Origin of the sequence: Streptomyces sp. CB00455, assembly GCF_001905445.1 — a bacterium.
Lineage (GTDB): Bacteria > Actinomycetota > Actinomycetes > Streptomycetales > Streptomycetaceae > Streptomyces.
In genome coordinates, this window is the sequence record NZ_LIVQ01000001.1 from 1,093,111 (window position 1) to 1,117,049 (window position 23,939).

Sequence of the window (23,939 nt, forward strand, 5' to 3'; positions counted from 1 at the left end):
GGTTCGGCGCGTCACGGCCCGGGCAGGGCCGTCCGCGCAGAGGATGGCGCCTGTGGACACCGACGTCATCGTGACCGGCCGGCCGGCCGGGCCCGGCGGACGGCCGCGCGGCCCCCGCTGCCCGGCGCGCGCCGAGCACAGGCGCGGCCCGCGCGCGATTCCGCTCCGGCCCGCAACATCCCGGAACGGTTCCGGCCCCTGTCCCCCGCCCCACCCGGCGGCGGCAGCGGGGCCGCCGGGCCCGCCCGGCCGACCGCGCCGCGGTCCGGCGGCGCCGGTATGAGCGCCGAGGCCTCCGAGCTGTCCCGGGGTGTGCGGCGGATCAGCCTGGACGCGGGCGGCGCTCCCCTGTCCGCCCTGCTCTGCGAACCGGCCGAGGGCTCCCCGCGGGCGACGGTCGTCGCCGTCCACGGCGCGGGGATGAGCGCGGGCTACTTCGACGCCCAGGCGCTGCCCGACCTCTCCCTGCTCACGCTGGGCGCCCGGCTCGGGTACACCGTGCTCGCCGTCGACCGGCCCGGCTACGGGCACTCCGCGGGCGGCTTCCCCGAGGGCCAGCCGGTCCGCGAGCAGGCCGCCACGCTCGCCACCGCGCTGCGCGACTTCGGCGCCCGGCGCCCGACGGGGGCCGGGGTCTTCCTCCTGGCCCACTCCTTCGGCGGCAAGGTCGCGCTGCTCACCGCCGCCGACCACGCCGGGCCCGATCTCCTGGGCCTGGAGGTCTCCGGCTGTGGCCACCGCTACGTGCCCGACGCCTTCACCGGCGTGGGCGCGTCCCGCGGAGGCCGCCGCAACTGGGGGCCGCTGGCGCTCTATCCGGCCGGCACCTTCAACGCGGGCGGTTCGTTCGCCGCCCCCGTGCCACCGCGCGAGCTGGCCGACATCAGCCGCTGGCCCGAGGTGTTCCGGGGCGCGGCGGGCCGGGTGCGGGTACCCGTACGGTTCACCTTCGCCGAGCACGAGGCGTGGTGGCGGCACGACGCGGAGGCGCTCGCCGAGCTGCGGGCCGCGCTCACGGCCGCCCCGTCGGTGCACGTCGAGCGGCAGGCGGAGGCCGGCCACAACATCAGCCTCGGCCACTCGGCCCGCTCCTACCATCTGCGCTGCTTCGGCTTCTTCGAGGACTGCCTGGTGCGGCGGAACCTCGCGTACGGCTGAGGTGCGCACCGCCGGACAGGCGCCCGACCGCCCCGCCCCGGGCGCGAAGGGCTCCGGCACGAAGGGCCCCGGCACGAAGGACCCCGGCACCAGGGGCCCCGGCACGAGGGGCCCCGGCGTCAGTCGTCCGCCGGGGACGGCGCCCCGGCCGGCGAGGACACCGCGCGGGGATCCGCGGAGCGGGAGACGGCCAAGCCGGCCCCGGCCACGGCCGCGAGGATCCGCAGGGCGGCCCCGGAGGAGGAGCCGCCCTCCGCCGTGTACGTGATCGGCGTCTGGTCCGGATCGTCCGGCAGGTTCAGGCTCTCGCAGGCGCGCGGGGAACTCCCCCACGAGCGGGTGGCGCAGGTGGCAGCCGCCGGTGGCGAGGCGCTCTTCTCCCGCACCTCCTGGGCTTCGCACACGCACCTCCTGGGCCCGGCACGCCGCTGGACTCCGCTCTACACCCGGGCAGTTCGGCGATCGGCGATCGGCGCGGCGAAGCCCGGAGCGTGGGGGTGGCGCCCGGAGTCGAAGCGGAGGGAGGCGACCACATCGCGGCCTTGCGCTCCCGGTTGACGCAGCGCCCGCGCACCTCGGGGTCGGGGACGGCCGGCCACGCCTCGTCGCGCCGTTCCGGCGGCAGCGCGCCGAAACCGGTGACGAGGGTGGCGACGAGGGCGGCGACGAGCGGGTTCCGGGCCGGCACGTCCGTGCGGCGCCGCCCGATGGCGAAGGCAGGGGCCTGCGGCATCGACTCCAGCAAGTCCGAGCAGCCCCGGCCCCGCCGGACGTCCTGCGGCTGCTCCGCGGCCGCCGCGGAAGCCGCAGGCTCCGTGGCGCTCGCCGCCGCGCCCTGCTGCCCGTACCAGCCGGGGCAGGTGCGCCGGCCCGGCGGCGTCCAGGCGCAGGCTCCTCGCAGCGGGGGTGCGGGCCCGGCGGTGGCCCGCGGCCCGGACGCGCCGAAGGGCGCGACCTCGACAGGTCGCGCCCTTCGGGACGGGGTCAGCGCGGGGCTCAGGCCTCCGGCGAACCGCCGAACCGCTCGCGGTAGGACTCCAGGTCCTCCTCGGTGATCTTCGCGAAGAGCACCGGCGGCACGGTGAACGGCGTACCGGCCGGAACGGCGTCCAGCGCCCTGGCCTGCTCCGGGCTCACCCACGCCGCCGTGTCGTCGGCCAGCGCGAAGGCGGAGCGCATGGCGCGCGCCGAGGCGGGGATGAAGGGCTCGGAGACCACCGAGTAGAGGTGGATGAGGTTCATCGCGGTGCGCAGGGTCAGCGCCGCGCCCTCCGGGTCGGTCTTGATCTCCAGCCAGGGGGCCTTCTCCTCCAGGTAGGAGTTGCCCGCCGACCACAGGGCGCGCAGCGCGGCCGCCGCCTTGCGGTACTGCAGGGCCTCCATGTGACCCTCGTACTCGGCGAGGAGGTCGGCGATCTGCTCGCCGAGCCTGGTCTCGGCCTCGCCTGCCGCGTTGCCCGCGGGGACGTCGTCGCCGAAGCGCTTGCGGGAGAAGGACAGGACGCGGTTGACGAAGTTGCCGAGGGTGTCGGCGAGGTCCTTGTTGACCGTGGCGGTGAAGTGCTCCCACGTGAAGGAGGAGTCGTCGGACTCGGGCGCGTTGGCGATGAGGAAGTAGCGCCAGTAGTCGGCCGGGAGGATCTCCAGCGCCTGGTCGGTGAAGACGCCGCGTTTCTGCGAGGTGGAGAACTTGCCGCCGTAATACGTCAGCCAGTTGAAGGCCTTGACGTAGTCGACCTTCTTCCACGGCTCACGGGTGGCCAGCTCGGTGGCGGGGAACATCACCGTGTGGAAGGGGACGTTGTCCTTGGCCATGAACTGCGAGTAGCGGACGTCCTCGGCCTCGTACCACCAGGACTTCCAGTCGCGGTTCGCGGAGTCGAGGTCCGACCACTCCTTCGTCGCACCGATGTATTCGATCGGAGCGTCGAACCATACGTAGAAGACCTTGCCCTCGGCGGCCAGTTCGGGCCAGGTGTCCGCCGGGACCGGGACACCCCAGTCGAGGTCGCGGGTGATGGCGCGGTCGTGCAGGCCCTCGGTCAGCCACTTGCGGGCGATGGAGGACGCCAGCTGCGGCCACTCCTCCTCGTGTTGCGCGACCCACGTCTCGACCTCGTGCTGCAGCTTGGACTGGAGCAGGAAGAGGTGCTTGGTCTCGCGGACCTCCAGCTCGGTGGAGCCGGAGATCGCCGAGCGGGGCTCGATCAGGTCCGTGGGGTCCAGGACGCGGGTGCAGTTCTCGCACTGGTCGCCGCGGGCCTTGTCGTAGCCGCAGTGCGGACAGGTGCCTTCGACGTAGCGGTCCGGCAGGAAGCGTCCGTCGACCGGCGAGTACACCTGCCGGATCGCCCGCTCCTCGATGAAGCCGTTCTCCTGGAGGCGGCGCGCGAAGTGCTGGGTGATCTCGCGGTTCTGCTCCGAGGAACTGCGGCCGAAGTAGTCGAAGGACAGCTGGAAGCCGTCGTAGACCGCCTTCTGGGCGTCGTGCGCCTGCGCGCAGAACTCGGCGACCGACAGACCGGCCTCCTTGGCGGCGAGCTCGGCGGGGGTGCCGTGCTCGTCGGTGGCGCAGATGAAGAGGACGTCGTGGCCGCGCTGGCGGAGGTACCGGGAGTACACATCCGCCGGAAGCATCGACCCGACCATGTTGCCCAGGTGCTTGATCCCGTTGATGTAGGGAAGCGCGCTGGTGATCAGGTGTCGAGCCATCCTCGGATGCTCCATTTCCTCTGAGCGGTACAACGTGACGTGACGGACTGTGAGTGCGGTTCATCGTATCGAACCGCCGAAAGGCCACGCGCCGCATTTGTTCGGGTGGGCGTAACGCAAAAGCGAGGGCAGTGACCTCTCCGTCACGGCCCTCGCGATCGCGCCCATGCTACAGCGGGCCGGGCCGGCCCCCGACCGTCGCCCACCCCCTCGGTCCCGCCCGCCGGACCACCCGTCGAGCACCGTGATGCGGGCGCCGCCGCAGAGCCCGCCCGCAAGGACACGGCTGCGCCCTTCGGGCCCCCGCGGTGAGCGGGGCGGTCAGGGTCCGGCCGTTCGCCTCGGCCCGGACCGCGCCGGTCACCCACGGGGGCGGCCGGCATATGCGTCTGCGCTGGCCAGGACCTTGGTCGATCGACTTCGATCATCAGTCGTTCATCGCCGAACGTAATATTTCCAGGTTTCTTCTCTGCGCCCCCGAGTGCGCCCGCGCTGGTTTCCTGTTCGCGCACAGGGGATGAGGTGGAGCGGTGATTGATGGCGGTCCGGAGGAGTCCGGTGGGGCGGTGGGGCTGCCGAGCCGGCGACGGCGTCCGACCCCCATGAGCCAGTGGGGTCCTACGGCGCGCCTGTCGTACTGGGCGTTCCACGCCAACCGCCGGCCCGCGTACATGCGCTACGCCTACCTTCAGCTGGGTTCGGACGCGGCGGCGGAGGACGCGGTGGACCGCGCCTTCGACTCGATCATGGCCGAGTGGCTCCGGATGCTCCACATGGACCGCCTGGACGCCTACGCGTGGACCGTGCTCAAGCACTGCCTCGCCGAGCGGCAGCCCCTGCGCCGCCCCTGGCGGCGTCACCCTCCCGAGCCGATGGACATCACCGCCTTCGAGGCGGCCCTCAAGGAGGCGCACGCCGACCGGTACGAGGTGCTGTCGGACACCATCCGCTTCTACTGCGCCGTCTCCCGGCTCGCCGAGCGGCAGCGCGACGCGGTGCTGCTGCGGTACGGGCTCCAGTGCTCCCCCGGGGAGGCCGGCGACGTGATGGGCGTCGACGAAGCCACGATCCGCTCCCAGCTCGGCCAGGCCCACCGGCGCCTCGCCCGCCTGCTGGACACCCCCGCGGCACCCGAACCAGCCGCCGCACCCGACCCGGCTGCCCTGCCCGGCCCGGCCGTCCCGCCCCACCCGGCCGCATCATGAAGCGCAGCGAACGGCGCCAGCCGCCGCAGGGTGGCGGGGGCCCCCGCTCCCTGGCCGACTTCCTCGCCCGGGCGGGCGTCCGCGACCGCTATCCGCACTACGACCTGGGCGCAGCCGAGGCCCGCCTGCTGCACGCCGACCCGCTCGCCCCCGCCCACGGCGCGCGCCCCCGGTGCCGGCCGGTCCTTGGCTGGAGCGACCCGGCACGGGACTGCCCGCTGGACTCCGAGCGGGCCCGGCGCGACCTCACGGCCGCCTGCCTGGCCTCGGTGTGCGCCCCCGGGGCCGAGACGCAGCTCGGCACCTTCCTCTCCTGCGAGCACACCGACCCGGCCGGTTCGGTCGTCTTCGGCTGCCTGCTGTACCTGGCCGGGCTGCGCGAAGGGGCCCGGTTCTGGTGGCAGTTCGCCGCGGGCGCGGGCACGTCGCGGACCGCTGCGGCCGCGTACTGCCTCTTCCTCGACCACTCCCGGCGCGGCGAGCACCACGACGCCCGGGTCTGGGCGCGCGAGCTGCACTGCCGCGGCTTCCGGCCGGGCGGTCACCGGGAACCGCGGGAGGCGCGGCCGTGCGCGCAGGCTGCCGTCCTGCGCTACGTCGACCAGCTCGACGACCCCGATCTGGGCCCGGTGCCGCTGCCCAGGCCCGGACTGCCGGGCGTGCTGGCCGCGTTCCGCCCGACCCCGGCCGTCGTCCCGGTCGCCGGGGCTGCCGCCACCGCCGTGTCGCCGGAGGCGGCCGCCTCCCGCTTCGGGTCCGGCCCGCCGCGCCACCCGGCCCTCACGGCGGCTGTCCGCGGGACCGTCGTCCAGACCGCGACGGGCGCCGCCCTGGCGCAGGCCCGGCGGGCCCTGGGCGTCGTACGGGTCCTGGAGCGGCATCCCCTGGGCGTGGGGCTGCGCCGCCTGGCCCGCACGTCCGGCCTCACCGAGGCCCAGCTGCGCCCCCTCCTGTCCATGCTGTGCGAGGAGGAGTACGCGTACCGCGCGGGCGCCGGGTTCTACGCGCGCGGGCCGGCCCTGGACCGGCTGTCCGCCCCGGGCGGCGGCCCGACGGGCCGGCTCCGGAGCACCCCGGTCCTGGCCCGGGACAGTGCGGGCGCCGCCGTCCACCCGGGCCGGTACGCCGAGGGCGAGGTCCGCATCGCACAGACGGCGGGCGGGCGCGGGGCGCCGCCCGTGCGTGAGTGGGTGGACTTCCGGGCGGCCGCGCACACCTGCGCGGCCGACACGTGCCTGCCGTCCCAGCCCGACCGCGACCACCGCGCCGATCACGCCGAACAGCCCCGGCCCGCCCTGTTCACCGCGCAGACCATCACCGGCAGCCGGGCCCTGTTCACGGCGCTGGACGCGGTGGCCCCCGGCGCCGGAGTCCACGCCCTGCTCGGATGCTCCCCGGGGGTCCTCTGCCAGGAGGTCCCGATCTCCGCCCGCAGCGCCGCCGGCAGCCTCGTGCTCCCCCTCCCGGCGCCCCGTGCCCGCCGCCCGCGCCCGGCCACCGAGTCCCTGCACCGCAAGGCCGTCCCGGTCCTCCTGGCACTGCTCCTGACGGGCACGATCCCGCCGTCCGCGACCCTCCCCGAAGCCACCCCCCTGCCCACCCGGCCGGACCTGCCGGTCCTCGGCACGTAAGACGGGACAAGGTGGACCAGCGGACGAACAAAAGGAGCCCCACACATGGTGTGGGGCTCCTGCTGGTGTCCGAGGGGGGACTTGAACCCCCACGCCCGATAAAGGGCACTAGCACCTCAAGCTAGCGCGTCTGCCATTCCGCCACCCGGACCAGGTGGTCGGCCCCGGTTTCCCGCGGCGACATGGACAACAATAGCAAAGGATCGGCCGCTCTCCGACCACATATCCGGTGGGGTGGTCGGCCGCCACGCCGTGCTGACCTGCACGCATACGGCGCGGGGTGCGCCGGTGCGGGGCGCCCGGCCGCTGGCGGCGGCAGCAGGCTGCCGGGGGTCAGGGGCAGCGGATGACCTGGCCGGCGTAGGAGAGGTTGCCGCCGAAGCCGAAGAGGAGGACGGGGGCGCCGGTGGGGATCTCGCCGCGCTGCACCAGCTTGGAGAGGGCCATCGGGATGCTGGCGGCGGAGGTGTTGCCCGAGTCGACGACGTCGCGGGCGACGACCGCGTTGACCGCGCCGATCCTCGCGGCGAGCGGCTCGATGATCCGCAGGTTCGCCTGGTGGAGGACGACCGCGGCCAGGTCCTCGGGAACGATCCCGGCCTTCTCGCACACCTTCCGGGCGAGCGGCGGCAGCTGGCTGGTGGTCCAGCGGTAGACGGACTGGCCCTCCTGCGCGAAGACCGGCGGCGAGCCCTCGATGCGGACGGCGTGGCCCATCTCGGGGACCGAACCCCACAGCACCGGGCCGATGCCCGGCTCCGCGGCGGCCTCGACGACGGCCGCGCCGGCGCCGTCGCCGGTGAGCACGCAGGTGGTGCGGTCGCTCCAGTCGGTGATCTCGGTCATCTTGTCGGCGCCGATGACCAGGGCGCGGGAGGCGGAGCCGGCCCGGATGGCGTGGTCGGCGGTGGCCAGCGCGTGCGTGAAGCCCGAGCAGACGACGTTGAGGTCCATCACGGCGGGGCCGCCGCCCATGCCCAGCTTGGCGGCGACGCGCGCGGCCATGTTGGGCGAGCGGTCGATCGCGGTGGAGGTGGCGACCAGGACGAGGTCGATGTCGTCGGGGGTCAGCCCGGCTCCGGCCAGGGCCTTGCCGGCGGCCTGGAAGGCGAGCTCGTCCACCGGCTCGTCGGGTCCCGCAATGTGGCGCGTCTTGATGCCGACGCGCGAGCGGATCCACTCGTCGGTGGTGTCGACCATGGCCGCGAGGTCCTCGTTGGTGAGCATTCTTGCGGGCTGGTAGTGCCCTAGCGCCACCACGCGTGAACCGGTCATGGGCGGGGTCCCCCCTCGTACGGAAGTCAGGATCACCCAGCTTTGCCTGCTACTGGTGGGTACGTGTGCGTGTGACCCGACAGGATTCCGGCACCGGAATTTGGAGCTTCCCGAGGATCCGGCTGCCGGGGGCGGTGCCGGGAAGCGGAACCGCGACAATGAGGTTGTCCGATGCAGCCGGATCCGGTCGGGTGCGCGGCAGGAGCGAAGGGGTGGCTGGATCACCATGGGACGGGTCACCGAGCGCCGCCGCGTCGTCCGGATCCGCGACGGCGTCGCGGGCGTCCGCCCGGACACGCTGGTGGCGGAGGAGCCGCTGGAGATACGGCTGAACGGAAAGCCGCTGGCCATCACGATGCGGACCCCGGGTGACGACTTCGCCCTGGCAGTCGGATTCCTGGTCAGCGAAGGCGTGCTCGCCACGGCGGCGGACGTCCGCGCCGTCACCTACTGCGAGGGGGCGACGGAGGACGGGTCCAACACCTACAACGTCGTCAACGTACAGCTGGCCGCCGGCGTTGCGGTGCCGGACATCACGCTGGAGCGGAACATCTACACCACGTCCTCCTGCGGCCTGTGCGGCAAGGCCAGCCTGGACGCGGTCCGTACGGCCACCCGTTTCCCGGGCGCCGTGGCCGCCGACGCCGTACGGATCTCCGCGGGTGTCCTCGCCACGCTGCCGGACCGGCTGCGCGCGGCGCAGAAGGTCTTCGAGCGCACGGGCGCGCTGCACGCGGCCGGGCTGTTCACGGCCGGAGGCGAGCTGCTGGACGTACGGGAGGACGTGGGGCGGCACAACGCCGTGGACAAGATCGTGGGCCGGGCCCTGCAGGCCGGCCGGCTCCCGGCGGCGGGCGCGGTCCTGCTGGTGTCGGGCCGGGCCTCCTTCGAGCTGGCCCAGAAGGCCGTGATGGCCGGCATCCCGGTGCTTGCGGCGGTCTCGGCGCCGTCCTCCCTCGCGGTGGACCTGGCGCTGGAGTCGGGGCTGACGCTGGTGGGGTTCCTGCGCGGGCCGGACATGAACATCTACGCGGGCGAGGAGCGGATCACCTTGTGACGGCCCGCCGGTGAACCGCCCCGGCGGACCGCCGCCGGCCCCCGATGCACCGCCGCCGGTCCCGGCGGTCCCGACGGCCCCGGCCGTCCCGCCGCCGGCCGCTCTCCCCGTACCGGCCTTCCCATACCGCTCTTGCCGTACCGCTCTTGCCGTACCGGCGGCGTCAGCGGCCGCGGCGGGAGCGGCGGGACGGGCTCGGGGAGGGCTTGGGCTCCGGCGGGTCGATGCGGTGGAGGTCCAGGGTGGCCGGGATCGGGGCGGAGCCGGGACCGCCGGACCGGGCCCAGGCGATGATCTCGTCGGTCGCGGTGTCGTCCAGGGCCCAGCCGAACCAGGCCGCGCGGGCACCGCGGCGCCGGGCCTCGCTGGTGGGCTGGACCACGATCACGTTGGCCTGCGCGCACGGCCCGAGGCAGTCGCTCGTCCGGACGGCCAGGCGGCCCCCCGAACCGGCGGCGGCCTCGCGCAGCCGGGCGAGCTGACCGGCGTGGTCGGAGCCGGGGTTCTTGCGGGGATCGCCGCAGCAGCAGCCGCGGCAGACCACCAGGGTGCAGGGGCGTTCGGCGTGGGCGGCGATCGGGCGTATCCAGGTCACCGCCGCACGTTACCGGGCCCGGCGCGGGCTGTGGGGCCCCGGGGTCGCACTGCCCGGCGCCGGAGGGCGGGTCCGCAGCAGGGCCGTTCCGGGCCGGGCGAGCGGCCGTTGGGGAGAGGGGCTCCACCGCGCCCCCGCAGACCGGCCCGTTGGCCCTGTCGGCCCCGCGGACGTCACAGCACCCGGGGAGCGGCCGCCGCGGCCGGGGCCGAGACCTCCGCCGGACCGTCGGCGGCCGGTTCGCGTCCGGGCGCGGCGCGGGCGCTCGCGGGGGCGCTCCGGGGAGTGCTCCGGGGAGTGCTCCGGGGAGTGCTCCGGTGCGCCGATTCCCGCTCCGTGCCAGGTCACGGGGGGATCTTGTGGAGGTTTCCGCGGAGCCGCCGGACGGCATGACCGATGCAGTAGCGTCGCCGCGCCGCATGGAGAGGAGCCTGGCCTTGCGCGAGATCACCGTTCCACCGGTCCTCACGGGCACACCCGTCGGCGGTCTGGCCGACGTCGTCTTCCGGCATGCGCAGGAGGACCCGGACCGGGTGGTCCTGGGCCGCAAGACCGACGGGGCCTGGCGGGACGTGACCTCCGGGCAACTGGCGGCGGAGGTGCTGGCGCTCGCCAAGGGGCTCCTGGCCCAGGGGGTGCGGTTCGGGGACCGGGTCGCGGTCATGTCCCGGACCCGGTACGAGTGGACCCTCTTCGACTTCGCCCTGTGGGCCGTCGGCGCCCAGCCCGTCCCCGTCTACCCGACTTCTTCCGCCGAGCAGGTGCACTGGATCCTGTTCGACTCCGAGTGCACCGCCTGCGTCGTGGAGAACGAGGACCAGGCCATGACGGTGGGCTCGGTCATCGACCGGCTGCCGCGCCTGCGCCTGCTGTGGCAGCTCGACGCCGGGGCCGTGGACGGGCTCGTCGCCGACGGGCGCGGTGTCGCGGAGGACGTCGTGCACCGCCACCGCGGGGCGGTGACGCCCGACGCCGTCGCCACCGTCATCTACACCTCCGGGACCACCGGCCGCCCCAAGGGGTGCGTGCTCACGCACGCCAACTTCATGTTCGAGACCGACACCATGGTGAGCCGCTGGAAGTCCGTCTTCCGGGCCGGTCCCGGCGAGCAGCCCTCCACCTTGCTCTTCCTGCCGCTGGCGCACGTCTTCGGGCGGATGGTGGAGGTGGCCGCCATCCGGTCGCGGGTCAAACTGGGCCACCAGCCGGCCCTGGCGGCGGCCGAGTTGCTGCCGGACCTCGCCGCGTTCCGGCCGACCTTCGTCCTGGGGGTCCCGTACGTCTTCGAGAAGGTCTTCGCGGCGGCCCGGCGCAAGGCGGAGGCGGAGGGGCGCACCGGGCCCTTCGACCGGGCGGTGGAGACGGCCGTGCGGTACGCGGAGGCCCGCGAGCAGAAGGCCTTCGGCATCGGGCCGGGTCCCTCGGCCGGGCTGCGGATGGAGCACCAGCTCTTCGAGCGGCTCGTCTACGGGAAGGTGCGCGAGGCGATGGGCGGCCGGGTCCGGCACGCCATGTCGGGGGGTTCGGCGATGTCGCGCCGTCTCGGGCTGTTCTTCGACGGCGCCGGGATCACCGTCTTCGAGGGGTACGGCCTGACCGAGTCCTGCGCGGCGGCCACCGCCAACCCGCCGGGGGCGACGAAGTACGGCACGGTGGGCCGCCCCATCCCGGGCAGCACGGTGCACATCGCGGACGACGGGGAGATCTGGCTGCACGGCGGGCACATCTTCTCCGGCTACCTGAACGACTCCCCCGCCACGGAGGCGGTGCTGCGCGGCGGGTGGCTGGCCACCGGGGACCTGGGACGGCTGGACGAGGGTGGCTACCTCACCATCACCGGCCGCAAGAAGGAGATCCTGGTGACCTCCAACGGCAAGAGCGTCGCGCCGAACGCGCTGGAGGAGCGGGTGCGCTCGCACCCGCTGGTGTCGCAGTGCGTGCTGGTGGGCAACGACCGGCCGTACATCGCGGCGCTGATCACCTTGGACTCCGAGGGGATGGCGCACTGGCTGGCGATGCGCGGGCGTCCGCAGCTGCCGGCGGCCGACCTGGTGCACGACGCCGATCTGGCGGCGGAGGTCCGCCGGGCGGTGGTGGCCGCCAACACCCTGGTCTCGCAGGCGGAGGCGATCAGGACCTTCCGGGTGCTCTCCGAGCAGTTCACGGAGGAGCGGGGACTGCTGACCCCTTCCCTGAAGCTCAAGCGGCGGGCCATCGAGAAGGCGTACGCGCGGGAGGTCGCGGCCCTGTACCGGCCGTGAAGACGGGCCTGTACCGGCCGTGGACACCGACCGTGGACACCGGCCGTGCACACCGGTCGGCGGCCGAGGCGCGGGCGGGCGGGCGGCCCGGTGCGTGAGGCCTGTCCCGGGAGGTGCCCCGGCGCGGGGCGGGAGGGCGCGCCGTGACGGCGGGAATACGTCGTCCGAGGGGCCGGTTGTGGCCCCAGTACGACGCCCCACCGACGCGAGGGAACGATCCAGACGTGAACCAGGTCCCCACCATCAAGCTCAACAACGGCACGTTCATGCCCCAGCTCGGTTTCGGCGTGTGGCAGATTCCGGACGCGGATGCGGAGCAGGCCGTCGCGACCGCGCTGGAGGCGGGCTACCGCAGCATCGACACGGCGGCCGTTTACGGCAACGAGTCCGGGACCGGGAAGGCGGTCACCGGCTCGGGGCTGGCGCGCGAGGAGCTGTTCGTCACCACCAAGCTGTGGAACGGCCCGTCGCAGGCGTGGGGCCGCGACGAGGTGCTGCGCGCCTTCGACGACTCGCTGGCCAAGCTGGGTCTCGACTACGTCGACCTGTACCTGATCCACTGGCCCCGCCCGATGCGCGACGACTTCCTCTCCATCTGGGAGACCTTCGGGGAGATCGCCGCGAGCGGCCGGGCCAAGGCCGTCGGCGTGTCCAACTTCCGCCCCGCCGATCTGGCGCGACTGGCCGGGGCCGGCGATCTGGTCCCCGCCGTGAACCAGATCGAGCTGCACCCGCTCTTCCCGCAGGCCGAGTTGCGCTCCGTGCACGCCGAGCGCGGGATCGCGACCGAGGCCTGGTCCCCGCTGGGCCAGGGCAAGGAGCTGCTGACGCTCCCGGCGGTGGCCGAGATCGCCGGCCGGCGCGGCCGCACCGCCGCGCAGGTCGTGCTGCGCTGGCACCTGCAGCACGGCAACATCGTCATCCCGAAGTCCGTGACGCCGGCGCGCATCCGGGAGAACCTGGACGTGTTCGACTTCGAGCTGGCCGACGACGAGATGGCGGCGCTGGACGCGCTGGGCGCGGACGGGGCGGGCCGCCGGCTCGGTCCGGACCCGGCCGGCTTCGACGCCTGAGGCAGCCGGGGGCAGGGCGAGCGAGAGGGAGGACGGCGCGCGTGGACGTCCCCGACGGGGTGTACCGGATCCGCAACGCGGCGAGTGGCCTGCTGCTCCTGGTAGAGAGCGGCAGCCGGGTCTCGGTGGCCGCCGGGGGAACGCTCCCGGCGGCCGAGCAGTGGGAGATCTCGCCCGTCCACACCGGGGGCGGGATCTGCCACGTGGTCAGCGTCCACAACGGCAGGCTGCTGGACGTGGCCAACGCGTCCACGGAGAGCGGCGCCCGCGTCCAGGTGTGGCGGGCCAACGCCTTCGGCGCGCAGGAGTGGATCGTCGAGGAGCACCTCGACGATCCGGGCGTCGTCTCCCTCATCGCCGTGATCAGCGGGCTGCCCTTGGAGGCGGACCCGCAGGGCCGGGCGCGCCAGTTCGAGGACACCGACTCCCCCGCCCAGTGGTGGCGCCTGGAGCCGGTGTGAGCGCGACGCGGCCCCGGGCGCGCCGCGGCCGCACCGCCGTCCGGTCCTGTCGGTCCCGTCCCGCCGGTGCGCGATGCCGTCAGCGGCGTACGAAGCTCCGTACGCGGTACGTCGGCTCCGCGCGCGGGGCGTCCGGGCCGGGCAGGATTTCCAGACGGGCCGCGAGATCGTGCGGCGTGAGGCCGCGGGTGGCGTCGTACGCCTCGGCCTCCGCGTCGTAGTCGAGCAGGGCGGGTGGCAGCGGCATCAGCTCGCCCCGTGGGACGGGGCGAGCGATGCGACCCGTTCGGCGAGTTCGAAGTCCTTCTCCGTCACCACGCCGCCCGCGTCGTGGGTGTGCACCGAGAGGCGGACGGTGTTGTAGCCGAGGGTCAGGTCGCTGTGGTGGTCCAACTCCTGCTGGAGGCACGCGATGTGGGCGACGAGGGCACTGGCCGCGAAGTGGGTCGCCAGCCGGTAGGTGCGGATGATCCGGTCGTCCTCGAAGGCCCAGCCGGGGAGTTCCCGCAACCGGTCCTCGATCTCCTTCTGTGACAGCGGTGCACTCGGCATGAAGCGGCTCCTTCTCCCGTGTCCCGTCCCCGTGACGTGGAGTCAAGGTTCCCACAGTGCGCCGGCGCGAACCCCTCCCGCCATGCTGTGCGCGGGTCCGTCCGAGCGGCCCCGGCCCGGGCCCGCTGAGCTACCGTCGCGGCATGACGACGACGAGTGTGGGCGCGCTGCTGCGCACCTGGCGGGAGCGGCGCGGCATCAGCCAGCTGGAACTGGCCGGCCGCGCCGACTCCTCCTCCCGCCACATCAGCTTCGTGGAGACCGGGCGTTCGCGGCCGAGCGAGGAGATGGTGCTGCGCCTCGCGGACCACCTGGACGTCCCCGTCCGGGACCGCAACGCGTTGCTGATGGCGGCCGGTTACGCGCCCCGGTACGCGCACACCCCGCTCGACGACCCGTCGCTGGGCGCGCTGCGCGAGGGCCTGGAGCGGCTCCTGACCGGCTACGAGCCGTATCCGGCGCTCGTCGTGGACGGGACCTACACGGTGGTGGCCGCCAACCGGGGCGTCACGATGCTGCTGGCGGGCCTGCCGGAACACCTGCTGCGGCCGCCGCTGAACGCGATGCGGATCACCCTGCACCCGGAGGGGCTGGCGCCGCGCATCCACAACCTGAAGGAGTGGCGCGGCCATCTGCTGGCCCAGATGGAACGTCAGATCGCGCTGGCCCGCTCGGAGCCGCTGCGCGCGCTCCACGAGGAGGTGTCGGCCTACCCGGTGGCACAGCGCCCGGGCGACGCACAAGCGGAGCAGTCCGTACCGTACTTCGCCCTGCCCCTGGTGATCGAGCACGACGGCCGGCTGCTGTCCTTCGTGTCGTCCATCTCCACCTTCAACACCCCGATGGACGTGACGGTCGCCGAGCTGGCCGTCGAGACCATGCTCCCCGCCGATCCCGCGACGGCGAAGTACCTGAGGTCACTGGACTCCTGAACCGCACGCGCGCAGCGCCGGCCGCTGGAGGAGGGCGAAGGCGGCGACCGCGGCGGCCTGCGCGGCGATCCAGCCGGCCCCGGTGCCGGTGGGGCGGGCGAAGCCGCCGAACGGGCTTGCGGACATGGCGGCTCAGCCCGCGTCGAGGGCGGGTTCGCGGGTGGGGGACGGGCTCCGGAGCCGAGTGCGCGGCACCGGAACCCGCGTGTCCCACTGTGCCGGGCGGCCCGCCGGGGGGTCGATTACCTCGGGGGTCATGCCAACCCTTTTTGAGCTGGAGGGCAGGAAACGTTGGGGTTTCCCTGGTTCTGCCTGGGCCGGAAGGTTAGGCTTCACGCAGCCCGAGTCACTCGAACTCCCTGTCGACTTACGGAGAACCAGCCGGTGCGAGCCGCCGCCCGTCCCTGCCTCGCCGCGCTCTGGCGGCGCGTGGAGGAGCTGTCGGAGCGGCGCGGGCAGGACCCCGCGGTCGTCCTGGACGCGCGGCGTCTGAGCCACCTGTGTGGCGTCGAACCCCGCCGGGTCCCCCTGCTGGTCGCGGGCACGGCCGCGGAGGAGCCCCTCGAACAGCGGGTGCACCGGCGCTTCCTGCGGCTGCGCGCCACCCGCCGGGACAAGCACGGCCGGGAGTGGCCGCTCTCCGCGATCGCCGAGGACTTCGATGCGCCCGGCGCCTCCCTGGGGCCGTTGAACGCCGGCACCGGACTGCCGAGGCTCGGTCACGCGGCGGGCGTGCAGCGCTTCTTCGGGGTCTATGCGGGCTTCCTGCTGGCCGACCACAAGAGCGCCGTGGAGCGGGCCCTCGTGCTGTCCGCGGGCACCGCCACGGGCGGCCGGGACGACCTGGAGCACCTCTCGTACCTCACGGGCATCAGCGCGCCGGCCATCCGGCTCACCCTCGACGGCAGCCCGCCGCGCGTCCCGCTGAAGGAACAGGTGCGCCAGCGGTTCGAGCACCTGCGCCGCACCAGGCCGCGCGAGGACGGGCAGGCCCACTCGCTGGCGGCCATCGCCGGGTCCTTCGACGCCTCGGGGCAGTCCCTGACCCGCCTCGCCCGGGGCGAGGGACTGCCCAACCTCGCCGCGGCCGCCGGTATCCAGCGGTTCTACGGGGTCGAGGGCGGCTTCCTGCTGGCCGAGGACACCGAGGCGCTGGCCGGCGCCCTCACCGGCATCGCGCACGAGCTGGAGTCCGCCGAGGCCGAGCACGAGAATCCGATGCTGGCCGTGATGCGGGCCCACGACGTGCGGAGCATCGTCACGCGGGCCGGCCGGCTCTCCCCCCGGGGCTGGAAGTCGCTCGCCGACCACCTCGACGACCTCCTCGCCCGGGAGGGCCACCTCGGCCGCCCGGCCGAAGGCGACGGCGAGGGGCAGGCCCCGTGAGGACCGCCCGGGCGGTGTGGGCACACCCCGGCGCACTGTCCGCCGACGGCCGCCCGCTCCCCGGCGGAGCGGTCCGGCCGGCCGCCGCCCGGGCCGGGCGCGCGGACCCGGCCGGCCTCCGGGCCGAGCTCTCACGCCCGCACCCGGACAGGCTCCTCACTCCGTACCTCCCACCACCCAGGGAAGAACGTTTCCCCGAGGCGATCGAGCGCATCACGACCTCGCTCGGCCGGCGGCGTCCCGCGTCACGCAGGTGACCGGGCCGGCCGGCCGCCGCACCCCTCGCGCCGATGCCCTCAGCACGGCCCTGACAGAGAGCACGACACGATGACCCAGTCCTCCCCGCCCCGCCACGCCGTCGTCATCGGCGGCAGTCTGGCCGGCCTGCTCGCCGCCGCCGTCCTCGCCGACCACGCGACGGTCACGATCATCGACGCGGACCCGCTGCCCGAGGGCCCGGCGCCGCGGCGCGGACTGCCCCAGGCCAGGCACACCCACCTGCTGTGGTCGGGCGGGGCACGCGCCATCGAGGAGATCCTGCCGGGCATCACGCAGGACTGGACGGCGGCCGGGGCGATCCGCCGGAGCCTGCCCACCGACCTGGTCACCAAGACCGCCCAGGGCTGGATCCCGCGCTGCGGGGAGAAGCAGTTCAACATCTCGTGCAGCCGCGACCTCCTCGACTCGGTGGTCCGCGCCCGGGTGACCGCCCTCGAAGGCGTCTCGACGCTCCAGCAGAGCCGGGTCCGGGCCCTGGAGGGCACCGCGTCCCGCGTCGTCGGCGTCCGCGTCGACACGCCGCAGGAGGAGGACCGGCTGGTGCGCGCGGACCTCGTCGTCGACGCGAGCGGGCGCGGCTCGCGCGCCCGGACCTGGCTCCAGGCGCTGGGTGTGACCGGCATCCGCCAGGCCGAGGTCGACTCCGGTCTCGTCTACGCGACCCGGATCTTCGAAGCGCCCGGCGGGGCGCACGAGATGGGCTTCCCCATCGTGAACGTGCAGTCCGACCCGCGGGTGCCCGTGCCCGGGCAGACGGCCACGATCGTGCCCATCGAGAACGGCCAGTGGCAGGCGACGCTGTCCGGCACCCGCGGCGGCCAGCCCACCGGCGACCCGGAGCAGTTCATTCCGTTCGCCAAGGGCATCCGGGACCCGATCGTCGGAGAGCTCTTGGAGGGTCGCAGGCCCCTCACGGACGTCGCCGTCACCCAGGGCACCGCCAACCGCCGGGTCTACTTCGAGAAGGCCGCCCTGCCCGACGGCTTCTTCGCCGTCGGCGACTCGGTCGCCACCTTCAACCCGCTCTACGGGCAGGGCATGACCGTCGCGGCCCAGGGACTCCTGGCCGTACGGACCCTGCTGCGCGCCTCGGACCCCGCGCGCCCCGGCTTCGGCCGGGAGGCGCAGCGCGCGATCACCCCGCTGGTGGGCATCGCCTGGGAACTGGCCACCTCGCAGGACATCCTCTATCCGGGCGCCACCGGGATGAAGCCGCGGGCCGGATCCGGGCTGCTCAACGCGTACACGGGCCGGCTGATGACGGGGGCCACCACGCACGAGGCCCTGACCGCCGCCCTGTTCAAGGTGCTGACCATGAGCAGCGCCCCCACCCACTGGCTGCGCCCGTCGGTGGTGTGGCACGTGCTGCGCGCCTCGGACCGGGGTGCGCTCGACGCGCCGCCGCTGAGCGACGCCGAGCGTGCGGTCGCCGGGCTCGGCCGGGGCGCGGGGCCGGTCGGCCCGGCGGACCCGGTCGGCCCGGCGGACCCGGTCGGCCCGGCGGACCCGGTCGGCCGGGCCCGGTGACGGGCGCTCGTGCGCGTACGGAGCCGGGCGGCCGGGTGCGGCCCGGCCCCGCCGCGGCGGGGTCCGGGAGGCCGGGCCCTCGGCGCGGCCGGGAAACGCGACGCCCCGGGCCCGAGGGCCCGGGGCGTCCACCGTGCGCGGAGGGGGGTCAGAGGGCTCCGAGGTCCAGTCCGGCCTGGGCGGCGGCCGCCCGGACGGTCTGCTCCAGGAGGACGGCGATGGTCATCGGGCCGACGCCGCCCGGTACCGGGGTGATCAGCGAGGCGCGGGCGGCGGCCGACTCGAAGTGGACGTCGCCGACGTTGCCCTCGTTGTAGCCGGCGTCCAGGACGACGGCACCCGGCTTGATGTCCTCGCCCCGGATGAACTCGGCCTTGCCGACGGCGGCGACCAGCACGTCCGCCTGGCGCACGATCGAGGGGAGGTCCCGGGTGCGGGAGTGGCAGTAGGTGACGGTGGCGTTCTGCTCCAGCAGCAGCATGCCGGCCGGCTTGCCCAGGATGGCGCTGCGGCCGACGACGACGGCGTGCTTGCCGGTGAGGTCCACGTCGTAGGCGGCGAGCAGGCGCATGATGCCGCCGGGGGTGCAGGAGACGAAGCCCGGCAGCCCGAAGCCCATGGCGGCGAAGGAGTGCATGGTGACGCCGTCGACGTCCTTGCCGGGCGCGATGGCCTCGAAGGCGGCGCGCTCGTCGATGTGGTGCGGGACGGGGTGCTGGAGCAGGATGCCGCTGATCTGCGGGTCCGCGGAGAGCGCGGTGAGGGTGGCCACCAGTTCCCCGGTGGTGGTCTCGGCCGGCAACTCGACGTGGCGGGAGGTGATGCCGGCCTTGGCGCAGCGGTTCTGCTTCATGCGCACGTAGGTCACGGAGGCCGGGTCCTCGCCGACCAGCACGGTCGCGAGACAGGGCGCCGTCCCCGTGCGCTCGGTGATCTTCGCCGCCCGGGCGGCGGTCTCCTCCGAGATGCGGCGGGCGAGTGCGGTGCCGTCCATCAGACGGGCGGAGGCAGTCTGGGCAGTCGTCACGGGGTCTCCTGAACGTCGCTGCGGATCGCGGATCGCCCAGGCGCGCGGCAGTCGGCGCAGGGGGTGCGCCGGGCCGCTCCCCGGTGGTGATCCACCCGAACGCCAGTCACGGCCCGCCGCCCACTGTAGTCGACCCCCGGGCAATCCGGTGGTCGAGGCGATCCCCACCTGCGACGATCGGGACATGACGCGTACCTTCGACCATCTCGTCGCCGACGCCGAATCCGTCTCCGTGGACGGCTGGGACTTCTCCTGGCTCGACGGCCGGGCCACGGAGCAGCGCCCCTCCTGGGGCTACCAGCGGCTGCTCGCGCAGCGCCTGGCCCGGGTGCGGTCCGCGCTCGACATCCAGACCGGTGGCGGCGAGGTCCTCGCCGGGGCCGGCCCCCTGCCGCCGCTGATGGCGGCGACGGAGTCCTGGCCGCCGAACATCGACAGGGCGACGCGGCTGTTGCACCCGCTCGGCGCGGTGGTGGTCGCCGACGACGACGAGCCGCCGCTGCCCTTCGGTGACGGGGCCTTCGAGCTGGTCGCCAGCCGGCACCCGGTGACCATCTGGTGGGACGAGGTCGCCCGGGTCCTGCGGCCCGGGGGCACCTACCTGTCCCAGCAGGTCGGTCCGGCGAGCGTTTTCGAACTGGTCGAGTACTTCCTGGGCCCGCAGCCGGAGGAGGTGCGCCGCGGCCGGCACCCCGACGACGCCGTGGCCGCGGCGACCGGGGCCGGCCTCGAAGTCGTCGATCTGCGCTCGGAGCGGCTGCGGACGGAGTTCCACGACATCGGAGCCGTGATCTACTTTCTGCGGAAGGTGATCTGGATGGTGCCCGGCTTCACGGTCGGGCAGTACCGGGACCGGTTGCGCGAGCTGCACGAACAGATCGATCGCGAAGGTCCGTTCGTCGCACATGCCGCCCGTTTCCTCATCGAAGCCCGCAAAACGGACTGACGGAGGGGGCGGACGGATCCACGCCGGATCGGTTGCGCGGCCACAGCGTGGCGCAGGTCACTCAATTCAGCGCGTAACGAATCGACTCGGGCATGCGATGAACCGACAGGTGTCCTCGCGCGGCCCCGGAATACAGACCCCCCTCGGGTCTGTTTCCCGAGTTCGCGCGATGATGTCCCGCTCACCCCTTATCTGCTCGCAACGAGAGGCTCCTTGTGTCGCTCAGCCCGTCCCGTACGTTCCCTCCGGAGATCGCCGAATCGGAGGCCCTCGTCACGCTCGTCGAGCGCGGCCGCGAGCAGGGTCACATCAACGGTGACGACGTGCGCCAGGCCTTCGAGGCCGGTCGCATCCCGGTGGACCAGTGGAAGCGGGTCCTGCGCAGCCTGAACCAGGTCCTGGACGAGGAGGGTGTCGCCCTTCACGTCAGCGCGGCGCCCGCCACCAAGGCCGCGGCCAAGAAGCCCCGCAAGGCAGCCGCAGCCCCGGCTCGCACCGTCACCAAGAAGGCGGCCGCCGCGCCGCGCCCCATCGGCGCCCGGAAGGCCTCGGCCGCCGCCGTGGCTCCCGCCGCCGCCGCGGCGATATCCGCTCCGCCGGCTCCCGCCACCGGGGAGGAGGCGGCCGAGGCCGCCGCCGAGCCGAAGAAGCGGACGGTCAAGAAGGCCGCCACCGCGAAGAAGACCGCCACCAAGAAGACGGCGGCGAAGAAGGCCGGTGCCAAGGACGCCGACGAGGGCGAGACCCCCGCGGCCGAGGGCGAGGACTGGGCGGCCGAGGACCTCGCGGACGAGGCCGAGGAAGAGACGCCCAAGCCCGGCGGCACGCAGGGCTTCGTCCTGTCCGACGACGACGAGGACGACGCCCCGGCCCAGACGGTCATGGTGGCCGGCGCCACGGCCGACCCCGTCAAGGACTACCTCAAGCTCATCGGCAAGGTGCCGCTCCTGAACGCCGAGCAGGAGGTCGAGCTCGCCAAGCGCATCGAGGCGGGCCTGTTCTCCGAGTACAAGCTCGAAGAGGAGGAGGACCACAAGCCCGCCTTCAAGCGCGAGCTGGAGATCCTGGTCGAGGACGGCCGCCGCGCGAAGAACCACCTGCTGGAGGCCAACCTCCGACTCGTGGTCTCCCTCGCCAAGCGCTACACCGGCCGCGGCATGCTCTTCCTGGACCTGATCCAGGAGGGCAACGTCGGTCTGATCCGCGCCGTGGAGAAGTTCGACTACACCAAGGGCTTCAAGTTCTCCACGTATGCGACGTGGTGGATCCGCCAGGCGATCACGCGTGCCATGGCCGACCAGTCGCGCACCATCCGCATCCCGGTCCACATGGTCGAGATCATCAACAAGCTCGCCCGCGTGCAGCGCCAGATGCTCCAGGACCTCGGCCGCGAGCCCACTCCGGAGGAGCTGGGCAAGGAACTGGACATGACCCCCGAGAAGGTCATCGAGGTCCAGAAGTACGGCCGCGAGCCGATCTCCCTGCACACCCCGCTGGGTGAGGAGGGCGACAGCGAGTTCGGTGACCTCATCGAGGACTCCGAGGCCGTCGTGCCCGCGGACGCGGTCTCCTTCACCTTCCTCCAGGAGCAGCTCCAGTCGATCCTGGGCACGCTCTCGGAGCGGGAGGCGGGCGTGGTCTCCATGCGCTACGGCCTCAACGACGGCCAGCCCAAGACGCTGGACGAGATCGGCCGCGTGTACGGGGTCACCCGTGAGCGCATCCGCCAGATCGAGTCCAAGACCATGTCGAAGCTGCGCCACCCCTCGCGCTCGCAGGTGCTGCGCGACTACCTGGACTGACCGGGCCGGGCCGGTCGCGAGACCGGCCCCCGGGGGGTGAACGGCGGGGAGGCACCCGCGGAGCCGGGCGGGCCCGCCCGGCTTCCGCAGGTGCCTCCCCGCCGTGTTCTCAGGCGGTGGAGTGCTCCAGCAGGTGCTTGAGCTTCTCCTCGCCGCGCGGCATCTCCTTGCGGGCGAACCGTCTGACGACGAGCGGGACCAACGCCTTGCCCAGCCCGTGCCCCTCGAAGTCGAGGGACAGGGTGACGCGGGAGCGCATCCCGCCGTCCAGGGGTTCGATGCTGCCCCGCACGTCCGGGCGCACCGCCCCCTCGACCCCGTGCATGTGCCAGCTCCTCGGCGGGTCCAGGTCCAGGACCTCCATGGTCGTGGGGAAGCGGCGCTTCCCCATGCGGCGCGTGACGAGGACCCGCGAGCCGACGTGTACGGGGAGCGCGCCCTCGGGGACGGCGGACAGCGCGCTGTCCTGCCACTCGGGCAGGTGCGTGGGATCCGTCACGTAGGAGAAGACCTCGGCGGGACTGCGGTCGATCTCGATGCTCTTCCTGATCGCGGACATGGCGACCCCTTCACTGCCCCCTGGCGGTGCTTCCTTACCACGCTACCGCGCAGGTCAGGCGGCGCGGGACTTGCGGGCCGACATCAGGGCGTGGACGAGCACCCCGGCGAAGAGGAAGATCACGCCCTGGTAGACGGCCGCGTAGCCGGAGCCGGCCACCAGCCACATCGAGAAGGCGAAGGCCAGGCAGGCGACGGCGGTGTCGCGCACCAGGCGGCCCCGGTGGACGCGCTCGGACCGGCCCGAGAACAGGAAGTACAGCTGCGCGGCGCTGGAGAGCAGGTACGGGACCGTCGCGGTGAAGGTGGTGACCAGGACCAGGATCTCGAAAACGCCCTGCGAGGCGGCCGTGTAGTTGTACACGGTGAGCGCCGAGGCGAGGACGGCCGTGACGATCACGCCGGCCACCGGGACGCCACGCCTCTTCGTCTCGAAGACCTTCGGGAAGAGGCCGTCGCGGGCCGCCGCGTACGGGGTCTGGGCGCTGAGCAGGGTCCAGCCGTTGAGGGCGCCGACCATCGAGACCACGGCGGCGCAGGCGACGGCCGTGCCGCCCCAGGTGCCGCCGAACATGGCGTTCACGGCGTCCGTGAAGGGCGCCTGGGAGGAGACGAGGGTGTCGTGGGCGACCAGGCCGAAGACGGCGAGGGTGCCCAGCAGGTAGACGGTGGCGGCGCCGGCGGTACCCAGGATGGTGGCCCGGCCGACGTTGCGCGCCGGGTCGCGGACCTCTCCGGCGCTGACGGCGGCGGACTCGACGCCCAGGTAGCTGAAGAGCAGGATCGCCGCGGAGGCGGAGACGGCGCCGACCGCGCTCTGTCCGGTGGCCCGGAAGGGGCCGAGGTTGGCCGGGTCGAAGAAGAGGAGGCCGCCGACGGCCACGAGCAGCAGCGGGGCGAACTTCAGGACGGTGGAGACCAGTTGGACGGCGCCGACGTAGCGGGTGCCGGCCAGGTTGGCGAGCGCCGGGAACCACTGCACGGCGAGGGCCGCCAGGCACATGGACCACTGGTGGGCACCGACCGCCGGGAAGAGCACGGTGAGGTAGCCGACGGCCGCCACGGCGAGGGCGGCGTTGGAGACCCAGGTGGTGATCCAGTAGCTCCAGGCGGCGAGGAACCCGGCGAAGTCGCCGAAGGCGGCGCGGGCGTAGACGTAGGGGCCGCCGGTCTGCGGGTGGCGGTGGGCGAGGCGGCCGAAGACGAGGGCGAGGGCGATAGCGCCGAGGGTGAGCACGCCGAAGGCGACCAGGCTGATGGTGCCGAAGGGGGCCACCGAGGCGGGCAGGAGGAAGATCCCGCCGCCGATGACGTTGCCCATGACGAGGCAGGTGGCGACGGGCAGCCCGAACCGCCGCGCGTGCGGGGTGCCGTGCGGGTCGCCCTGCCGGGAGTCCTGCGCCTCGCCGTGCGGGGAGTCGGCCGGCGCGGGGCGGCTGGCACGGGCCGGGGGCGTGGTGTCCCCGGCCGCTGGGGCTGCGGTGCTGGTCATCGGTGGTGCG

23 protein-coding genes, 1 tRNA gene and 1 riboswitch are annotated in these 23,939 nt (G+C 73.9%); of the genes, 12 read left to right on the top strand and 12 right to left on the bottom strand.

Features of this window, described 5'->3' with window-relative positions:
- The first annotated feature begins 279 nt into the window (after nucleotides 1-279).
- Nucleotides 280-1,158 carry an alpha/beta hydrolase gene (locus AMK16_RS05015; RefSeq protein WP_073909033.1) on the top strand — a complete coding sequence of 293 codons (879 nt, stop codon included), beginning with the start codon at nucleotides 280-282 and terminating at the stop codon, nucleotides 1,156-1,158.
- A 119-nt stretch (nucleotides 1,159-1,277) separates the two neighbouring features.
- On the opposite strand, the gene AMK16_RS36560 is transcribed toward AMK16_RS05015, so the two are convergent.
- The 3 genes from AMK16_RS36560 to metG all read right to left on the bottom strand — a co-directional run bounded on the left by AMK16_RS36560 (nucleotide 1,278) and on the right by metG (nucleotide 3,870).
- Nucleotides 1,278-1,562, bottom strand: a complete 285-nt coding sequence (locus AMK16_RS36560) for a hypothetical protein (RefSeq protein WP_073909036.1) — start codon at nucleotides 1,560-1,562, stop codon at nucleotides 1,278-1,280.
- A complete protein-coding gene (locus AMK16_RS38490) occupies nucleotides 1,457-1,903 on the bottom strand; it encodes an MmyB family transcriptional regulator (RefSeq protein WP_158071205.1) in 447 nt (148 codons plus the stop codon). Before AMK16_RS38490 ends, AMK16_RS36560 begins: the two co-directional genes overlap by 106 nt.
- 251 nt (nucleotides 1,904-2,154) lie before the next feature.
- A complete protein-coding gene (metG, locus tag AMK16_RS05025) occupies nucleotides 2,155-3,870 on the bottom strand; it encodes a methionine--tRNA ligase (RefSeq protein ID WP_073909038.1) in 1,716 nt (571 codons plus the stop codon).
- Nucleotides 3,871-4,472: 602 nt separating this feature from the next.
- Between metG and AMK16_RS05030 the strand changes: the two genes are divergently transcribed.
- A complete protein-coding gene (locus AMK16_RS05030; RefSeq protein WP_242438589.1) occupies nucleotides 4,473-5,075 on the top strand; it encodes a sigma factor-like helix-turn-helix DNA-binding protein in 603 nt (200 codons plus the stop codon).
- On the top strand, nucleotides 5,072-6,706 hold the full coding sequence (locus tag AMK16_RS05035; protein WP_073909041.1) for a helix-turn-helix domain-containing protein: 1,635 nt from the start codon (nucleotides 5,072-5,074) through the stop codon (nucleotides 6,704-6,706). Before AMK16_RS05030 ends, AMK16_RS05035 begins: the two co-directional genes overlap by 4 nt.
- Before the next feature lie 63 nt (nucleotides 6,707-6,769).
- On the opposite strand, the gene AMK16_RS05040 is transcribed toward AMK16_RS05035, so the two are convergent.
- Together AMK16_RS05040 and AMK16_RS05045 are read right to left on the bottom strand one after the other, a co-directional pair.
- Nucleotides 6,770-6,857: transfer RNA gene (locus AMK16_RS05040), tRNA-Leu, on the bottom strand.
- 182 nt (nucleotides 6,858-7,039) lie between these two features.
- Nucleotides 7,040-7,981, bottom strand: a complete 942-nt coding sequence (locus AMK16_RS05045) for a beta-ketoacyl-ACP synthase III (RefSeq protein WP_073909043.1) — start codon at nucleotides 7,979-7,981, stop codon at nucleotides 7,040-7,042.
- A gap of 226 nt (nucleotides 7,982-8,207) precedes the next feature.
- Between AMK16_RS05045 and fdhD the strand changes: the two genes are divergently transcribed.
- Nucleotides 8,208-9,038 (top strand): formate dehydrogenase accessory sulfurtransferase FdhD, encoded by an 831-nt coding sequence (gene fdhD / locus AMK16_RS05050; RefSeq protein ID WP_073909046.1) that lies wholly within the window; start codon nucleotides 8,208-8,210, stop codon nucleotides 9,036-9,038.
- A 163-nt stretch (nucleotides 9,039-9,201) separates the two neighbouring features.
- Here the strand turns inward: fdhD and AMK16_RS05055 are convergent, their stop codons facing one another.
- A complete protein-coding gene (locus AMK16_RS05055; protein WP_199885343.1) occupies nucleotides 9,202-9,633 on the bottom strand; it encodes a (2Fe-2S) ferredoxin domain-containing protein in 432 nt (143 codons plus the stop codon).
- A gap of 437 nt (nucleotides 9,634-10,070) precedes the next feature.
- Between AMK16_RS05055 and AMK16_RS05060 the strand changes: the two genes are divergently transcribed.
- The 3 genes from AMK16_RS05060 (at nucleotide 10,071) to AMK16_RS05070 (ending at nucleotide 13,428) form a co-directional block, all read left to right on the top strand.
- Nucleotides 10,071-11,894, top strand: a complete 1,824-nt coding sequence (locus AMK16_RS05060; RefSeq protein ID WP_073909048.1) for an AMP-dependent synthetase/ligase — start codon at nucleotides 10,071-10,073, stop codon at nucleotides 11,892-11,894.
- Nucleotides 11,895-12,118: 224 nt separating this feature from the next.
- Entirely contained in the window at nucleotides 12,119-12,967 is an 849-nt protein-coding gene (locus AMK16_RS05065) for an aldo/keto reductase (RefSeq protein WP_199885344.1), read from the top strand.
- Nucleotides 12,968-13,008: 41 nt separating this feature from the next.
- Nucleotides 13,009-13,428: an RICIN domain-containing protein gene (locus AMK16_RS05070; protein WP_073909051.1), complete on the top strand. Its 420-nt coding sequence runs from the start codon at nucleotides 13,009-13,011 to the stop codon at nucleotides 13,426-13,428.
- Between the two features lie 79 nt (nucleotides 13,429-13,507).
- Here AMK16_RS05070 and AMK16_RS36150 read toward each other — a convergent pair whose 3' ends face one another.
- Nucleotides 13,508-13,675, bottom strand: coding sequence for a hypothetical protein (locus AMK16_RS36150; protein ID WP_158071206.1), 168 nt, complete (start codon nucleotides 13,673-13,675; stop codon nucleotides 13,508-13,510).
- Nucleotides 13,675-13,980, bottom strand: coding sequence for a 4a-hydroxytetrahydrobiopterin dehydratase (locus AMK16_RS05075; protein ID WP_073909054.1), 306 nt, complete (start codon nucleotides 13,978-13,980; stop codon nucleotides 13,675-13,677). The genes AMK16_RS36150 and AMK16_RS05075 overlap by 1 nt, the downstream gene beginning before the upstream one ends.
- A 143-nt stretch (nucleotides 13,981-14,123) precedes the next feature.
- Here AMK16_RS05075 and AMK16_RS05080 point away from each other — a divergent pair, with 143 nt between their 5' ends.
- Nucleotides 14,124-14,912, top strand: coding sequence for a helix-turn-helix domain-containing protein (locus tag AMK16_RS05080; protein WP_073909057.1), 789 nt, complete (start codon nucleotides 14,124-14,126; stop codon nucleotides 14,910-14,912).
- Here the strand turns inward: AMK16_RS05080 and AMK16_RS36155 are convergent.
- A complete protein-coding gene (locus tag AMK16_RS36155; RefSeq protein WP_158071207.1) occupies nucleotides 14,898-15,038 on the bottom strand; it encodes a hypothetical protein in 141 nt (46 codons plus the stop codon). The genes AMK16_RS05080 and AMK16_RS36155 overlap by 15 nt on opposite strands.
- A gap of 258 nt (nucleotides 15,039-15,296) precedes the next feature.
- Between AMK16_RS36155 and AMK16_RS05085 the strand changes: the two genes are divergently transcribed.
- Both AMK16_RS05085 and AMK16_RS05095 read left to right on the top strand, forming a co-directional pair.
- A complete protein-coding gene (locus AMK16_RS05085; protein WP_073909060.1) occupies nucleotides 15,297-16,298 on the top strand; it encodes a hypothetical protein in 1,002 nt (333 codons plus the stop codon).
- A gap of 327 nt (nucleotides 16,299-16,625) precedes the next feature.
- The gene (locus AMK16_RS05095; RefSeq protein WP_107417046.1) at nucleotides 16,626-18,104 is read left to right on the top strand and encodes an NAD(P)/FAD-dependent oxidoreductase; all 1,479 of its coding nucleotides are present in this window, start codon (nucleotides 16,626-16,628) and stop codon (nucleotides 18,102-18,104) included.
- 148 nt (nucleotides 18,105-18,252) lie between these two features.
- Here AMK16_RS05095 and AMK16_RS05100 read toward each other — a convergent pair whose 3' ends face one another.
- On the bottom strand, nucleotides 18,253-19,098 hold the full coding sequence (locus AMK16_RS05100) for a bifunctional 5,10-methylenetetrahydrofolate dehydrogenase/5,10-methenyltetrahydrofolate cyclohydrolase (protein WP_073910519.1): 846 nt from the start codon (nucleotides 19,096-19,098) through the stop codon (nucleotides 18,253-18,255).
- A gap of 60 nt (nucleotides 19,099-19,158) precedes the next feature.
- Nucleotides 19,159-19,251, bottom strand: a riboswitch (ZMP/ZTP riboswitch).
- A gap of 64 nt (nucleotides 19,252-19,315) precedes the next feature.
- Here AMK16_RS05100 and AMK16_RS05105 point away from each other — a divergent pair.
- On the top strand, nucleotides 19,316-20,077 hold the full coding sequence (locus AMK16_RS05105; RefSeq protein WP_073910522.1) for a methyltransferase domain-containing protein: 762 nt from the start codon (nucleotides 19,316-19,318) through the stop codon (nucleotides 20,075-20,077).
- A 215-nt stretch (nucleotides 20,078-20,292) separates the two neighbouring features.
- Nucleotides 20,293-21,879 carry an RNA polymerase sigma factor gene (locus AMK16_RS05110; protein ID WP_073909065.1) on the top strand — a complete coding sequence of 529 codons (1,587 nt, stop codon included), beginning with the start codon at nucleotides 20,293-20,295 and terminating at the stop codon, nucleotides 21,877-21,879.
- A 109-nt stretch (nucleotides 21,880-21,988) separates the two neighbouring features.
- Here AMK16_RS05110 and AMK16_RS05115 read toward each other — a convergent pair whose 3' ends face one another.
- Entirely contained in the window at nucleotides 21,989-22,438 is a 450-nt protein-coding gene (locus tag AMK16_RS05115) for an SRPBCC family protein (RefSeq protein WP_073909069.1), read from the bottom strand.
- Nucleotides 22,439-22,492: 54 nt separating this feature from the next.
- Complete coding sequence (locus AMK16_RS05120; protein ID WP_073909072.1) at nucleotides 22,493-23,929, bottom strand: amino acid permease; 1,437 nt, start codon at nucleotides 23,927-23,929, stop codon at nucleotides 22,493-22,495.
- Nucleotides 23,930-23,939 lie beyond the last annotated feature (10 nt).

Coding starts and splice junctions, on each gene's coding strand:
- AMK16_RS05015 (WP_073909033.1), top strand. CDS start 280: ATGAGCGCCGAGGCCTCCGAGCTGTCCCGGGGTGTGCGGCGGATCAGC.
- metG (WP_073909038.1), bottom strand. CDS start 3,870: ATGGCTCGACACCTGATCACCAGCGCGCTTCCCTACATCAACGGGATC.
- AMK16_RS05030 (WP_242438589.1), top strand. CDS start 4,473: ATGAGCCAGTGGGGTCCTACGGCGCGCCTGTCGTACTGGGCGTTCCAC.
- AMK16_RS05035 (WP_073909041.1), top strand. CDS start 5,072: ATGAAGCGCAGCGAACGGCGCCAGCCGCCGCAGGGTGGCGGGGGCCCC.
- AMK16_RS05045 (WP_073909043.1), bottom strand. CDS start 7,981: ATGACCGGTTCACGCGTGGTGGCGCTAGGGCACTACCAGCCCGCAAGA.
- fdhD (WP_073909046.1), top strand. CDS start 8,208: ATGGGACGGGTCACCGAGCGCCGCCGCGTCGTCCGGATCCGCGACGGC.
- AMK16_RS36150 (WP_158071206.1), bottom strand. CDS start 13,675: ATGCCGCTGCCACCCGCCCTGCTCGACTACGACGCGGAGGCCGAGGCG.
- AMK16_RS05075 (WP_073909054.1), bottom strand. CDS start 13,980: ATGCCGAGTGCACCGCTGTCACAGAAGGAGATCGAGGACCGGTTGCGG.
- AMK16_RS05080 (WP_073909057.1), top strand. CDS start 14,124: ATGACGACGACGAGTGTGGGCGCGCTGCTGCGCACCTGGCGGGAGCGG.
- AMK16_RS36155 (WP_158071207.1), bottom strand. CDS start 15,038: ATGTCCGCAAGCCCGTTCGGCGGCTTCGCCCGCCCCACCGGCACCGGG.
- AMK16_RS05095 (WP_107417046.1), top strand. CDS start 16,626: ATGACCCAGTCCTCCCCGCCCCGCCACGCCGTCGTCATCGGCGGCAGT.
- AMK16_RS05100 (WP_073910519.1), bottom strand. CDS start 19,098: ATGGACGGCACCGCACTCGCCCGCCGCATCTCGGAGGAGACCGCCGCC.
- AMK16_RS05105 (WP_073910522.1), top strand. CDS start 19,316: ATGACGCGTACCTTCGACCATCTCGTCGCCGACGCCGAATCCGTCTCC.
- AMK16_RS05115 (WP_073909069.1), bottom strand. CDS start 22,438: ATGTCCGCGATCAGGAAGAGCATCGAGATCGACCGCAGTCCCGCCGAG.
- AMK16_RS05120 (WP_073909072.1), bottom strand. CDS start 23,929: ATGACCAGCACCGCAGCCCCAGCGGCCGGGGACACCACGCCCCCGGCC.